General features: G+C 54.8%; 14 protein-coding genes. 1 reads left to right on the forward strand and 13 read right to left on the reverse strand.

The window, feature by feature from the left end:
• Positions 1-36: 36 nt before the first annotated feature.
• Positions 37-888, reverse strand: coding sequence for a pantoate--beta-alanine ligase (panC, locus tag NHM04_RS08350; RefSeq protein ID WP_254266521.1), 852 nt, complete (start codon positions 886-888; stop codon positions 37-39).
• A gap of 154 nt (positions 889-1,042) precedes the next feature.
• Entirely contained in the window at positions 1,043-1,585 is a 543-nt protein-coding gene (locus NHM04_RS08355) for an MOSC domain-containing protein (RefSeq protein ID WP_254266522.1), read from the reverse strand.
• 167 nt (positions 1,586-1,752) lie between these two features.
• Between NHM04_RS08355 and NHM04_RS08360 the strand changes: the two genes are divergently transcribed.
• Positions 1,753-2,238 carry a 2'-5' RNA ligase family protein gene (locus NHM04_RS08360; protein ID WP_254266523.1) on the forward strand — a complete coding sequence of 162 codons (486 nt, stop codon included), beginning with the start codon at positions 1,753-1,755 and terminating at the stop codon, positions 2,236-2,238.
• A gap of 67 nt (positions 2,239-2,305) precedes the next feature.
• On the opposite strand, the gene dnaB is transcribed toward NHM04_RS08360, so the two are convergent.
• The 11 genes from dnaB to NHM04_RS08415 form a co-directional block, all read right to left on the reverse strand.
• Entirely contained in the window at positions 2,306-3,700 is a 1,395-nt protein-coding gene (dnaB, locus tag NHM04_RS08365) for a replicative DNA helicase (protein ID WP_254266524.1), read from the reverse strand.
• A gap of 145 nt (positions 3,701-3,845) precedes the next feature.
• A complete protein-coding gene (rplI, locus tag NHM04_RS08370; RefSeq protein ID WP_020209935.1) occupies positions 3,846-4,292 on the reverse strand; it encodes a 50S ribosomal protein L9 in 447 nt (148 codons plus the stop codon).
• Positions 4,293-4,328: 36 nt separating this feature from the next.
• Entirely contained in the window at positions 4,329-5,177 is an 849-nt protein-coding gene (locus NHM04_RS08375) for a hypothetical protein (RefSeq protein WP_254266525.1), read from the reverse strand.
• A gap of 11 nt (positions 5,178-5,188) precedes the next feature.
• Positions 5,189-5,416, reverse strand: a complete 228-nt coding sequence (rpsR, locus tag NHM04_RS08380; RefSeq protein WP_254266526.1) for a 30S ribosomal protein S18 — start codon at positions 5,414-5,416, stop codon at positions 5,189-5,191.
• 3 nt (positions 5,417-5,419) lie between these two features.
• Entirely contained in the window at positions 5,420-5,866 is a 447-nt protein-coding gene (rpsF, locus tag NHM04_RS08385) for a 30S ribosomal protein S6 (protein ID WP_254266527.1), read from the reverse strand.
• A 458-nt stretch (positions 5,867-6,324) separates the two neighbouring features.
• Positions 6,325-7,587, reverse strand: coding sequence for a serine hydroxymethyltransferase (gene glyA / locus NHM04_RS08390; protein ID WP_253968897.1), 1,263 nt, complete (start codon positions 7,585-7,587; stop codon positions 6,325-6,327).
• 528 nt (positions 7,588-8,115) lie between these two features.
• Entirely contained in the window at positions 8,116-9,096 is a 981-nt protein-coding gene (locus NHM04_RS08395) for a 2-hydroxyacid dehydrogenase (protein WP_254266528.1), read from the reverse strand.
• Between the two features lie 6 nt (positions 9,097-9,102).
• Positions 9,103-9,624 carry a DUF4870 domain-containing protein gene (locus NHM04_RS08400; RefSeq protein ID WP_254266529.1) on the reverse strand — a complete coding sequence of 174 codons (522 nt, stop codon included), beginning with the start codon at positions 9,622-9,624 and terminating at the stop codon, positions 9,103-9,105.
• 20 nt (positions 9,625-9,644) lie between these two features.
• Positions 9,645-11,264: a tetratricopeptide repeat protein gene (locus NHM04_RS08405; RefSeq protein ID WP_254266530.1), complete on the reverse strand. Its 1,620-nt coding sequence runs from the start codon at positions 11,262-11,264 to the stop codon at positions 9,645-9,647.
• A 47-nt stretch (positions 11,265-11,311) separates the two neighbouring features.
• A complete protein-coding gene (locus NHM04_RS08410) occupies positions 11,312-13,066 on the reverse strand; it encodes a DUF1631 family protein (RefSeq protein ID WP_254266531.1) in 1,755 nt (584 codons plus the stop codon).
• 157 nt (positions 13,067-13,223) lie between these two features.
• Positions 13,224-14,537, reverse strand: a complete 1,314-nt coding sequence (locus tag NHM04_RS08415; protein WP_254266532.1) for a hypothetical protein — start codon at positions 14,535-14,537, stop codon at positions 13,224-13,226.
• Positions 14,538-14,555 lie beyond the last annotated feature (18 nt).

Genomic DNA, 14,555 nt, shown 5'->3' on the forward strand with positions numbered 1-14,555 from the left:
ATCAACTTATGGCGCCTGAGCGCCATCGCCGGGAGTTTAGACAATTTCCAGCGATATATTATCAATCAAACGGGCCCCTTCCGTATACATGGCCCCAAGGACGGTCATCTCCCTGTCATCATCCGCCGCAGGCTTGAGAGTGCGGCTGTTGCAGATCTCAAGGTAATCCACCTTAAAACCCGCCTCTTCAATTTGTTTGCGCCCCTCATTTTGCAGCGCTAAAAAATCCCGTCGCCCGGCTTTAACCTGCTCACCCACCCAGTTTAGGGTGCGATTTAGCTGGCTAACACGTGGGCGCTCGTCGTCGGTAATAAAGCCATTGCGCGAGCTGAGCGCCAGACCGTCGTCTTCACGGTAAATCTCGCCCGCGCTGATCTGCACCGGCATGCACAGATCCTCGACCATCCGGCGAATGACGGCGAGCTGCTGGAAGTCTTTCACCCCAAACACAGCTTCATCTGGCTGGACGATATTAAACAGCTTGCTAACGACGGTAGTAACCCCTTCAAAATGACCGGGACGACTGGCTCCGCAGAGCACATCAGTCATGGCCGGCACTATCACCCGGGTCTGCTCATCCATGCCGTTGGGGTACATTTCGGTCTCTTCCGGGCAAAAGAGAAAATCGCAGTTCACGCCCTCAAGCTTGGCGGTATCAACAGCCAAGGTGCGCGGGTACTTGTCCCAGTCCTCATTCAGACCAAACTGCAGGCGGTTGACGAAAATACTCACCACCACCACATCACAGCTGCGCTGAGCCTGTTTCACCAGTGCCAGATGAGCGTCGTGTAAATTGCCCATGGTGGGCACAAAGCCTATGCGCTTGCCCTCGCGCCGCGCTTTGGCAAGCTCTGCGCGCAGGGAGCTGATGTGATGAAATACCTGCATAAAGCCCTCAAACTACCCGCTAATTCCGGGGGGCGGATAATACACTTTCGCGCGGGGGATGTACATTTTTTGGGCGAGGTGAATGCCAGAGGACTGAAGTCGGATGTCTGACGCAGAACGCAGACAATACACGCCAACCACGCCCGCGCGAATGCTAACGAGCAAATAAAGAACCCTGTGACTGACCGGGCCGGTCGGGCTCACGGGGTAGGCGAACCACAGCATCCCCTACGGCTAATCGGCCACCCTGAACGATTCGGGCGCACAAACCGCCGTAACCGTACATGGCGGCGGCGCCTCCGGGTCCAAGGTTTTGATTCATTCGCGAACAGGGGTGACACAGCGCGGCGGGCTCGAGAACTACCTCGCCTATTTGTACCCGTTGATGGCGCAGTAAATTCAGGTTCAAGCCACTGACCACAAGGTTACGGCGCAGCAGGACAGGATCGATTTCAGCGAGGCCTGTATGCTGGCAAATTTGCTGGATAAATTCACGACTTATAAGCGTCACCTGCCGCCCAGAGCCGGGGGTTTTGCTGCTGCGGTGATCGCCTGCGAGGCCCCGGTCCGCAATCGCCTCGGCGGACTTCACCACGTGAATTCGACCGCGATGAACACTGCGCAGACCGATCCACTCCAGACGGCCTGGCTTTAGGTCTTGGGCGAGTTTGTCGAGTAGGCGGGCTTGAGAGTTCATAGTTTGGCCGTAATGCGGGTTACGGGTTACGAGGGATGAAAAGCTGCGCCGGGTATACGGCATGGAGACATTGTTTCCATATCCGACCCTACTTTAAAGTAAATTGACTTACCACTACCCGCTGATGATCGGTTCAAGTTTATTCCCGGAACCTTACCCCTTAAACAATGAAAGTCTATTCAATATATATAACCTTTACCGGCAGTAGCAAAGCTGAAATCGACGAAATACGGCAGCAGCATGACGAGCTTCATAAAAAAATAGCGGCGCACGTCACCGTTGTTTTTCCCTTTGAAAGTCGCGCGGATGAAACTGAGCTGATTAGACTTCTCAATCCCAAGATGAGAGCCAAAGCTTTTTCTTTTTCAGTGGCCCGTGAGGTCACTCAGCGTGAGAATATTGGCTATTTAAAAGTTTTGAAAGGAACGTCACATTTCCACGCTTTGTATGCGTCTTTAAACTCCACCCTCAACCTCGAAAACACTATCCCCTATGAACCCCACGTTACAATTACCCGCAACTGCGAGCCTATAGAAAAGGTAGAGTTACAAAACGTAGAATTTATGACTGAAGCAGTCATTCTAGAGAAGATTTATAGTAACGGCAGGGGACGAATAATTTACCAATGGCCTAACGCCGAATCTGAAAGCTGAGAAATCCTATTCCGCTTCCCGTAAACCGTAAAAAGCATCAGATCTCAGACATCCGTCGTCAGACTTCTCAATAATCATCCTGCTGCGAGAAATACTCCGGCGCCAGATTATCAAAGCGTGTGTATTTACCCACAAAAGCGGCGCGCACGGTGCCTACTTCACCATTACGTTGCTTACCCACAATCAACTCGGAAACGCCTTTATCAGGACTGTCTTCGTTGTAGTATTCGTCGCGGTAAATAAACAGGATAACGTCGGCATCCTGCTCGATGGCGCCCGACTCACGCAAATCCGAGTTCATGGGGCGTTTGTTGGGGCGTTGCTCCACACTCCGGTTCAGCTGCGACAGGGCAATGACCGGGCAGTCGAACTCTTTCGCCAGAGCCTTTAGGGCGCGGGAAATTTCAGAAATTTCCTGGGTACGACCTTCGGTGGAACCGGCCACCTGCATCAACTGCAGGTAGTCCACCATAATCATGCCGGGGTTGCCGTGCTCGCGGGCGATGCGCCGGGTGCGGGCACGCATTTCCTGCGGTGTTAAGCCCGGGGTGTCGTCAATAAACAACGGCTTGTCTTTCAGCTTACTCACCGCTGCTGACAATTTGGGCCAGTCCTCTTCGGTGAGTTTACCGTTGCGCATATGCCCCTGATCGATACGCCCTACGGAGGACATCATCCGCATAACCAGCGCGGCCGAGGGCATTTCCATACTGAACACCAGCACCGGCCGCTGCTGGGTAAAAATGGCGGACTCGACAAAGTTAAGGGCCAATGCGGTCTTACCCATGGAAGGACGGGCGGCGAGAATAATAAGCTCGCCGGGCTGCCAACCTGAAGTTTTTGTGTCCAGGTCCGCAAGGCCAGTGGTCACACCGGTTACGTCATCCCCCGAGCGAAACAGCTCGTCGATGCGCTCAACCGTCTCTTTGAGCAGGCCGTTAACTTCGCGCAGACCACCCTCTTTGGGGCGGTCTTCGGCGATTTGCGCAACGCGCTTTTCGGCCAACTGCAGCAAGTCGTCTGAATCCAAACCCGCTGGGTTAAAGCTGGACTGGCTGATGTCCTGCGCCGCGGCGATCAGTTGGCGCAAAGTGGAACGCTCACGGACAATGCGGGCGTAAGCGGTGATATTAGCCGCGCTCGGGGTGTTCGCCGCCAGCTCAACCAAGTAACCAAGGCCGCCAGCTCGCTCCAGCTCGCCGTGGCGCTCCAGCGCCTCTGACAAGGTAACCGGGTCGAGCGGCTGTGCGTCCTCCTGCAGCTCGATCATCATGCGCAAAATCAGCTTGTGATCTTCGCGGTAAAAGTCCACCTCCGAGGCCACTTCGAGCACCGCATCCAGGCGGCTGTTCTCCAGCATCAAACCGCCCAGCACCGCCTGCTCGGCCTCTACCGAGCTGGGCAGTCCCGGCCTGGCTGTGTCATTGTCAGAGCTGTAGTTTGATAGAGCCTCGGAGGACATAGCGAACTGGTATTTTCCTTGTGTTTTGCTACGGGCAAAAAAAACGGGCACCCGCCAGCGAAGCTGTCGATAGTGCCCGATTTTCGTCAGTTTGTCAGCGCTTGTAAACGCTTAGCCACCCGGCATAAAGGGCAGCTAAACAGAATTACTCGGCAACAACAGACAGTTTGATCGCCTGAATCACTTCAGCGTGAACCTGAACGTCGATGTCGTATTCGCCAACTTCGCGAATCACACCTTCGGGCAAGCGCACTTCTGATTTAGCCACTTCAACGCCAGCAGCGGTAATGGCATCAGCGATGTCGCGAGTACCGATAGAGCCGAACAGTTTACCTTCGTCGCCAGCATTGGCTTCGATGGTAACCGCCAGATCGGCCAACTTCTCGGCACGCTTTTCGGCTTCAGCTTTCTTCTCTGCAGCAGCAGCTTCCAGCTCGGCGCGACGCGCTTCAAACTCAGCGATGTTAGACTCGGTTGCCGGAACAGCTTTACCCTGGGGAACCAGGAAGTTGCGGCCAAAGCCTGATTTTACGGTAACTTTGTCGCCAATGGCGCCCAGCTTACCTACTTTCTCGAGCAGAATAACTTCCATCTCGTTAACCCTCTAGTTTCAATTTTGCCTGCGGGTTCATGCCTGTTTAGGCTTGATACGTCCGCGTATATCCAACCACGTGTCGCCAAAGGCGACGATCACTAACAGAATCTTAAACGGCTGCAGCAACACCAGTGCTATGTAAAACAACACCAACCACTGCACCCCCATGCCTTTCTTTGCTACCAGCGCATGCGCCAGGGCAATACCGGCAAACAACAAAGGCTGTGCAAACACCAGCGCCCAAACCTTAGTGGTGGCGGGCTGCAGGTAGCAGTAAACAACCGCCAGCATGCACACCAAAGAGGCCACCGGCATTAAGCGCAAGGCGCGAAACTCGGTGCCAAAACCACCTGGGTTGTACAACAAAGCCTGCCACCAGCGCCCCAGTACCAGCCCCACGGCCCCACTTAAGGTGGTCATGGCGGCCAGCAATCCCAGTACCATAGTGGCGTTGGGCTCAGGCAAGGCCAGCGGCGGCTCAGCCTCGGCGGCAATGGCGGCGATAATTTCTGCCAGAGCAGACACGGCCTTTTCGACCAGCTCCGGCAGTGCCACCCCCACAATTACTGCACCGAGAGTGTTAAAGGCCACCAAGCCCATCAGGGCGTGTTGCCAGGACGCGCTTTGCCGCAGTACCTGGGCTGCGGCAAAAATGCTCACAGCGCCAATAATTGCCAGTGCGGCGTTTTGCTGCCCCATAGCCATCAACACTATGGCCGGCAGCAGTGCCCAAGCAAGTACCATTACGCCATCGGCAAGGCCTCGCCTGAGAGTCACCAGGGCAACGGTGGCCGGACTCAGTAACGGAATCCAGTGCCCCAACAGGGCGACCGCTGCAGCCTGAGCGCGGCCGCGCATAATAAATTCAGCCAGCGCGCGCACAACTGTTAGTCTTACTCGTGGCTGTCCGTGTACGGCAGCAGTGCCAGGTAGCGTGCACGCTTAACAGCGGTAGACAGCTGACGCTGGTACTTGGCTTTAGTACCCGTGATACGGCTGGGTACGATTTTACCGGTTTCAGTGATGTAGGCTTTCAAAGTGTCCAGATCTTTATAGTCGATCTGCTTTACGCCTTCAGCGGTGAAACGGCAGAACTTACGGCGACGGAAAAAACGAGCCATGGATTATTCCCCCTCTTTCTCAGTGGTCTGTTCTTCGGCTTTCTCTTCGGTTTTTTCCTCAGAGTTGTCAGAAGACTTTTCAGACTCTTCGCGACGCGGGGCGCGCGGTTGCTTGCGCTCGCGGCTCTCTTTGTCAGCCTTGGCAATCGGAGACTCTTCGGTAACAGCCTCGTCAGTACGGATTACCATATTACGTAGCACAGCGTCGTTGTAGCGGAAGTTGGTGGTCAGCTCTTCGAGCGCTTCGTCGCTACATTCGATGTTCATCAGAACATAGTGTGCTTTGTGGATTTTGTTGATGGAGTAAGCCAGTTGACGGCGACCCCAATCTTCCAGGCGGTGAACCTGGCCACCACCGTTGGTAACGGTAGCGGTGTAGCGCTCGATCATACCGGGCACTTGTTCGCTTTGGTCCGGGTGGACCATAAATACGATTTCGTAATGACGCATTAATCGCTCCTTACGGATTAAAGTCTTCCAGCCATTGCCAGTAAGACAAGGAGTGGCCGAGCACAGGGCCTAGCCGGTTACTACCCGCACCCAGAGGGTACAGGGGCGCGGTATTCTAGGGAGTTTGGGGGAGGAAAGCAAGGTTAAATTTTGGGCAGAAATAACAGTCGGACGTCTGAGGTCGGATGTCTGACGCTGAACGCTGAACGCTGAACGGTGAACGGTGAACGGTGAACGGTGAACGGTGAACGGTGAACGGTGAACGGTGAACGGTGAACGGTGAACAAACTAATGATGATTTTGCCCCTATCCAGCGTCAACCCAGTTTCGGCATGATTTTATGGGCGACCCAAATAAAAAAAGGCGGCTCGATAATAGAGCCGCCCTTTTAGTGTTCCACGTTCAGCGAAGCTGGCATCTGACGTCAGACATCCGACTTCAGACGCGCGCAGCGCCCATTAACCATAAACCGGAAACTTAGCGCATACGTCCAGCACTTTCTGCTTCACGCTGGCGATAGCCTCTTCGGCGTTGCCTTTTTCCAGGCCGTCTAATACGTCGCACATCCAATGGGCCAGATCGGTACATTCGCTTTCACCAAAGCCGCGGGTAGTGATGGCCGGGGTGCCTACGCGCAGACCCGAGGTCACAAAGGGTGAGCGTGGGTCGTTGGGCACCGCGTTTTTGTTTACGGTGATGTTGGCCTCGCCTAGCGCAGCGTCGGCGTCTTTACCCGAGTACTCTTTACCGATCAGGCTTACCAGCATCAGATGGTTTTCGGTGCCGCCGGAGACCACATCCAGGCCGCGCTCCAGAAACACCTTGGCCATAGCCTTGGCGTTTTTAACCACCTGCTGTTGATAGGTTTTGTAGTCGTCGCTCATGGCTTCTTTAAAGCTGATGGCCTTGGCGGCGATTACGTGCATTAAAGGGCCGCCCTGACCACCGGGGAATACCGCCGAGTTGAGTTTTTTCTCAATCTCTTCATTGGCCTTGGCCAGGATAATACCGCCGCGAGGGCCGCGCAGAGTTTTGTGGGTGGTCGAGGTCACCACGTGAGCGTGGGGGATGGGGCTGGGGTATACACCCGCGGCAACCAAACCGGCCACGTGGGCCATATCAACCAGTAAGTAAGCGCCAACTTTGTCGGCGATTTCACGGAACTTGGCCCAATCCAACACCTGCGAGTAAGCCGAGAAACCAGCCACAATCATGGTGGGTTTGTGCTCCACGGCCAGGCGCTCTACCTCTTCCATATCCACCAGACCTGTGTCCGGGTTCAAGCCATATTGCACCGCGTTGTAGGTCTTGCCCGAGAAGTTAGGCTTGGCACCGTGAGTCAGGTGACCACCGGCGTCCAGGCTCATACCCAAAATGGTATCACCCGGCTTACATAGCGCCTGGTATACCGCGCCGTTGGCCTGTGAACCCGAGTGCGGCTGGACATTGGCGTAATCGGCGCCAAACAATTCACAGGCGCGCTCGATGGCCAACTGCTCGCTTTTGTCGACGTACTCGCAGCCACCGTAGTAGCGCTTACCCGGATAACCTTCGGCGTATTTGTTGGTCAGTTTGGTGCCTTGGGCCGCCATTACCAGCGGGCTGGTGTAGTTTTCAGAGGCAATCAGCTCGATGTGCTCTTCCTGACGACGGCTTTCGTTCTCGATAGAGTCCCAGATTTCGGGGTCAAACGAGGCGATTGTTTGGCTTTTATCAAACATGGACAATTCCTACACTAACGGGCAGCGCTGGCACTACCGGATTGTTGAAAGGGGATAGGTTGTAAATACAGGTTGCAAAAAAGAAAGGTGGCGATTGTACACCAATCGAACAGAGATTCGCCACGGCAAATTGGGAGGACGGGTCAAAGATCAGACCTCTGATATCAGACGTGACTTAGGGCCTGTTCACACAAATTAAATACAGCCTGTTGCGCCTAAAAATTCGCCAATCAAGGCGCGAGGAGAGAAGTTTGGTTATTCCAAATGAACGACGAGCAAAGCTTACCGCATCCTGCTCTCGCGCCTCACCTGCATCCATGCAGGCGACGCAGAGTGGTGGATTTTTAGGCGCAACCCGAAGGGCTGGAGCCAGTTTTGCCCCCAGCGTTGTTACCGCTCGCTTATTTGGAATAACCAAACTGCGCTCACGGTGCCTAGCTGGAAACAAAACTGACTTCCAGCAGGCGGATTTACTTAGTGTGAACAGGCCCTAGCCAAGTTCCGCCGTCAAAAGTCAGCTTCTAATGCTTAAACCACAAAAGTCGGCCCGCTGCGCTCACCACTGGCAAAAGCATTTAAATTCTCACCGGTGACTTTGGCAATTTGCGCTAATGCTTCGCGGGTGAAAAAGCCCTGATGACCGGTGACCATCACATTGGCGAAGGTAAACAAGCGGGCAAACACGTCGTCCTGCAGAATACTGTCGGATTTGTCTTCAAAGAACAGATCGGCCTCTTCCTCATACACATCAATTCCCAGGTAACCGATTTGTCCGGTTTTCAATCCGTCGATTACCGCGCGAGTGTCGATCAGCCCACCGCGACTGGTGTTGATCAGCATCACCCCGGGCTTCATTTGCGCAATGCTGTCGGCGCAAACCAGGTGATAAGTGGAATCGAGCAGTGGACAGTGCAGTGAAATAATATCCGCCTCGCGCCAAAGCTGCTCGCGAGGTACGTACTCGGCCATCGCGGCCATGGTGTCATTGGGGTAAGGGTCGCTGACCAACAGACGGCAACCGAAGCCCTGCATAATGCGGGCAAAAGCGCAGCCAATTTTGCCACTACCCACAACACCCACGGTTTTGCCGTGTAAATCGAACCCCAGCAAACCGTCTAAGGAGTAATCCTGCTCACGCATGCGATTGTAGGCGCGGCGCATACGGCGGTTTAAATCCAGAATTAAAGCGGTGGCAAATTCAGCCACCGCGTAGGGCGAGTACTCGGGCACCCGGCAGACGGTAATACCCAGACGTTTGGCCGCGGGTACATCCACATTATTAAAACCGGCGCAGCGCATAGCCAGCAGCTGCACACCCCCGGCGGCCAATTGCTGTAGTACGACCTCGTCCAGAACATCATTAACAAAGCAGCATACGGCATTAAAACCTGCGGCCAAAGGCGCGGTCTGCGCGTTAAGGTGCGCCTCAATAAAGGTCAACTCATGGCCAACAAGCTGCGCAAGATTGTCCCGGTCATAACGCTTGGTGTTGAACACCGCCACTTTCATGTGTCGTCAGTCCTTTTTCTCTATAGAGCCGTCCGCCTTGTCGTTTTGCGCACTGGCGGCGGCATTGGCGTCGACGGTGAAAAACGGAATGGTAATCGGATAGTTGCGAATCACACCGTCTTTGGCACGAATCGCCCCGAGCACAATAAACACAATCGAGACAATCCCAAGCACCGGCAAAAGCACTAAACCAATGCCGATAAATACCAAGAACAAGCAAATCCAAAAATAGATAAATGAGCTGATAATCCAATTAAAAACGACTTTACCCTGCTCATTAATGTACGGATCTTCACGTTTAAGCAGCCACATCACCAAGGGCACAATCCAGCCGCACATGGGAATGATATAACCGCACAGCTGGGCAAAATGTAAAATCATGCTGTAACTGCGGTTGTCTACATCACCGATCATATCGTCGGTAGTTGAGCCACCCAGCAATTTTGCCTTGGCCTTGTTGTACTCCTCGTCCGAGATCATGCCTTTTTCTTTTAACTCATTGAGTTTTTCAATTTTATCTAAGTCCATGGTTCACTCCTTTATTTCAATTAAACCGATTGTGGTGCCAAGCGGTTAAGGTATTTTTTCACCCGCGCAGCCATTTGATCGTAGTGCTTACCCAGAAGTACCTGCAGCTCTTGCTCAGTCACATAACCAATCGCCTGGCGGTGCTCTATTTTTAATTGCCGCAGGCGCTCCTGCTCGGCAAAAATGGCCTCGGCATCGCTAAACTCACGCAGCTGCAGATCCGCCAAACGCTCGCGGTGCACCCGCAAGACTTCGTCAATACTGGCCTTGGCTGGCAGCGCCTGTACATCCACACCGTTAATTGGGCTGGTAAACACATTCACCGCGCCAGTGTTGTTGCTGATGATAAAACCATCGCGCTCGGCAACACTTTCAAACTCGATAATATCGTGATGCCGCCACTGCCCCAGTAAACACTGAATTAGCCAAATCCACCATACCGGCTTTAATGGTGTAAGGCGATAACAGGCTGCGGCAATGGTGCGGTCAGCGGATAGAAAAACACTCACTAACACCGCCCGCCCCAATTGTTGGCGCAACCCCTGCGGCTCATAGTCTCCCAAATGCTGAAAACCCATAGACTGCAGTTTTTTGCCCACTCGCCGGTTGTAGACTTGTGCCGCCCGGGGAAACTCCTCCACGGCCGCCGGGGTGTAATCGGCTGGTGCCTCCTTGGCGTGTGCGAGAATTTCCTGGGCAACATTCAACGCCTGCTGCTCCGCCGGGTCGTCGCCCACCTCTTCCATCAAGGCCAGCATATTCCGCCCTTCGGCATGCTGGGTGGCGAGGGCGTTAATCATATTGTTGGCGAGATGGTCTTCCAGGCTCAGGCCTTTGGCATCAGCCAGTTGCAGATCCTCGCGCAGTGTTTGCGCCAATCGCTCGCGCTCGTTGCGCCCATTGTTAAGGCAACCATCGCGTTCGATCTCGATGGTTTCGCGCATCGCTTCGCTTTGCTCATCAAGGTGAGCTAAAGCCGCGTCAAAATCGGCTATAGCATCATCATATTGTTGCAGCTTTTTATACAAGCCCGCGCGCTTATAATAATTTTGCCACAGGGCTTCGCGCGCAATCACACGGGTCATATCGGCGACCGCCGCCTGCAGCGGCACCACGGCGTACACCATGCCAAGACCATCGTGAATCTGCGCCTCGTCATCTTCGGCGCCGTACGCAAGCCCGAGGTATGTATCCGCGCGCTCGCCCAGCAGCTCAGTGAGTTTATCCGGATGAGCGGCCATTGCCCTATCGTACTGCTGGTGCATGGCTTCGCGGTCTTCCGCGTCGGCGTAATACCCGGCCCGTTGCCGCATCAGTTCTAGGTGTTCGGGCACAACCGTTAACGCTTTTTCCAGAGTTTTATAGGCGGCGGATTCATCCTCAGCGACCCAATAGAGATCGGCGAGTGCGCCCCATAAGCGCGCCTGCTTAGGGTTGCGCTGCAACGAATGTAGTAACAGGGAACGAGCCTTAGGCTCTTGTTCCAGCGCCTCTAGGGCCTCGACGGTAGCGAGGATAATGTCAATGTTATCCAGGTGGGCGCGGTATAGAGGCTTGAGTAGCTTGTAGGCCGCTTGGGGCTCGCCTTCATCCAGCAACGCCTGAGCCTTCTGTAGATTTTTGCTAGCGGTGATATCCATGCTGCACTCCTTTTTTTACCTGTTATAACACAGGCACATGGAGCGCACTATGCCGGGCTGCGGCGCTGGCCAAAAACGATTTGCTCTAGGCGACTGTCAAAGCCGGGCGCGGCTTCGTAAAACTCTACCTGACCATCAACCAGCAACTGCACCAACTCATCGCGGCGCCACTCTCCCAGCTTGCGCTGAAACTTATCGTAAAAAAGGTACTTTTGCGTCGACGGCATGATCATGCCCAAATGACAGCGCTCGCGCGTCTGATCACCTACGGGAATATCGGCGTAGGCACCGACTTGCAGCTGCTCAACCTGCGCTAAGGCCGTCTGCCAGCGCTGCGCCTGGAGAGCTTCGCGGGCACTGCGTTCAGCCTCTTCGCGCTCGCGCTTTAACGCCTCCAGGCGCGCCAGCTCTTGCGCCATCGCTTTTTTCCGTGCCAAGGCATCGGCCTGGCGGCGCGCGGCCATAGCTCGTTCGCGCTCGGCGCGAAGCTTCTCTTCACGCTCTTGCTTTTGCTTCTCTAAAGCCTCTTGCAGCTCGCGCTCAGCCTTTACGTCGGCGTGGTAATAGCGCAGCCGCGACGCGGCTTTGTTGACCGCAGTGCTGTAAACACGAATTTTTGCCATGGGCTGGACTTCGCGCCGATCCAGCGCATCCAAAAATTTGCCCACCGAGACTTGGATGACTTTGTGTCCCTGGCGGTTGACGAAAATGAGCTCGTCACTAACCGGGGATTGCAGCAAATACTGACAACGTAAATCGCCTTCAAGCTGAGTGCGAAACACCAGCCAATCGCCACATTGCAAGCGGTGCTTTTCGCTGTCGCGTCGGTGACTGCGAACATTCAGCGGCTCGCGTTTTTTGCTGATCGGCGGGGCAATCACCGTATCCAACTTTCTGCCAGCCAGTAGCTCATCAATGCCAAGCAAAACTTCACTGACAAAACGGTGGTAACCATCACTGTCGCACGTGGCAGGCGGCTTTGCTGCACTGAGCCTGGCGCCTAGCTGAGGTGCGGTGCGGTGCAGCGACTCTTGCGCTTCGAAGGTTTTGTTAGGCTCAAAGACACGGCACAGCTGCTGCAGGGTGTCTGTCCAAAAATCCCACTGTTCATGCTGCTCATTGATCACCAAGTAACGCAGTGCCGGGCCCATGGATTGGTGCAAATACTGGTACACCGCATCGGGCAGGCTGCTACCGGCCATCCACTCATTTAAGCTGTTCTCTACCTGCTGCGCAGCCTGCTGCACCTTTAGTTGACCCTGTTCCAAGTCGTGTATGCGACTGGCTAGGCGAGCGGCTCGCTCCAACTCACGATCAGCTTGTTGGTTAAAAATTTCCAGCGCGGTTTGGCAGGCTGCCAGGCCTGAGGCGCCATCCGCCAACGACTCAAGCAGTTCGTCGCAGCGGCTCAGGAATTTATCCCCAGCGCTACCAAGCCCCGGGTACCAGCTCTGCCAGTGAAACAGTAATTTGTCCCACTCGTTTACCCAGTCGGCGTTTTGCCAGTGACCAGAGGCAGCATTGGTGAAGGTGAGCTGCAATAAGGCATCGAGCAGCCTATCCACCCGTGGCGCGAGCATTTCATCACACTGCAAATTATCGCGGGTACTGCGTACCAGCCAGGCGGCCAACAGCCAGGCCGGGTCAGCCCCGGGGGCCAGACGCTGAAAATCTTCCACCGCTAGACGGGCTTGGGATAACAGTTCTGAGGCGTGAGGTGGCGCAGCGCAGGGCCGGGTCCAACGGCGTAAATCGTCCAATGCCGCAGCCAATCCGGCGGATAAAGCGTGAGTGTTTTCCATTCGGCGCGCACAAACCCCATTACAGATACAAAGAACCCGCGCAACCACAAATAAGGGTTACGCGGGTTCGGTGATCTTAGCAAAATTGGCGCCTATTTTCTCACGCACTTACGATGGTGTGTAGCGCCAATAACCGCTCTAAGTCTAACGCTGTCGCTTAGTGGTCGTGATCATGCGCTTCTTCTTCGCTCGCATAACCCAGCCACACCCCGGCAGAAGGCGTAAATTCAAGACTCCAGGGCTCGTCGGCCGCCAATGCCTCGATGTCTACCTCTACCAGAGATTGGCTACCTGGGTTCAGCACATACACGTGATGGCCCGCGGGCGGCACAATCAATTTCAGCCCCTGGCCTTCACCCAAAGCACTGGCATCGGTGACGCTCAGTTCGCCGTGAATGCCCCAATCGTGGCTATCCAACACCACCAATGCACCCTCACTGGTCAAAGCGACAAAGAATTCGCCGTCGGCGGCAAAGTCGCTGGCCACTACGGTATCTTCCTCGTGCAGCGGTTCGGGCATAGGCTGTAGCTCGTCAGAGCCAGGCACCACACGCACCAAGCCGCCAGAGGCAATACCAATCACCTCATCGACATGATGGTGAGCCCGCAGGCTACCCACCCGGACACCCTCGGCCAAGGCGGTGCCGTTAGCTACTTTTGTGGCGGCAAAGTCGGCGCTCTCATCAATTACCAAGACGCCGTCGGTGCAGCCGAAGAAAATTTGATCTTCGTTTTGCGCGCTACCGTGCAAACCGGGGCAGGTTTCGCTAAAAACGGTTTCCAGCTCGTACTCGGTATCGTGCAGATGGTACAAACCCACTTTATCGGGCAGAGTGCTGGCGCTGTCGGCGTCGCGAATAGTCGCCAGCAAGTGCTCGCCACGCACCTGCGCTGCACCGTGCATATAGGTGTCGAAGTTCAAGGTAGCGGCCATGCCGTTTTCGGCCACGGCGGCCGAATCAAAAGTAGCCACTCCAGCGACATCGCCCGTCTCGCTATTGCCATCATAGAAAACGGCTACCTGTTCATCATTAAAGGTGTAATGAGTTGGCTTAACGCCATCCAGGTAAAAATCCTGGATGGCTGGCGCCTCGGCATAGGGGTGGTCATGATCACCGTGATCTTCGACCCAAACACCGCCATCGACAAAGCTGACCCAGTTGTCGTCGCGATGGACAAAGGCCGCGTAGCGATAACCAGGCACAGGGTAGGCATAGCCGATAGGCGCAGGTAAGCTCAATTCAGCCACTTCATCGCCATCGCCGGCCTCGAAGATATGGACCATCTCCGTACCTTCTTCCACCAAGAGTAAACGCGCAGCGCTGGTTTCCTCGTCGTGATCGTGATCATGCTCTTCTTCTGGCTCGGCAACATCCTGTGCGTAAATATTGGTTTCGCTATCGCCACAGGCGCTCAGCATCAGGGCAAGAAAAATCGCCGACAACGGTTTGATTTTGTTTTCTGACAACATGAATAAACTCCTTAAAAA

This window comes from Gilvimarinus sp. DA14, assembly GCF_024204685.1.
Taxonomy (GTDB): Bacteria; Pseudomonadota; Gammaproteobacteria; order Pseudomonadales; family Cellvibrionaceae; genus Gilvimarinus.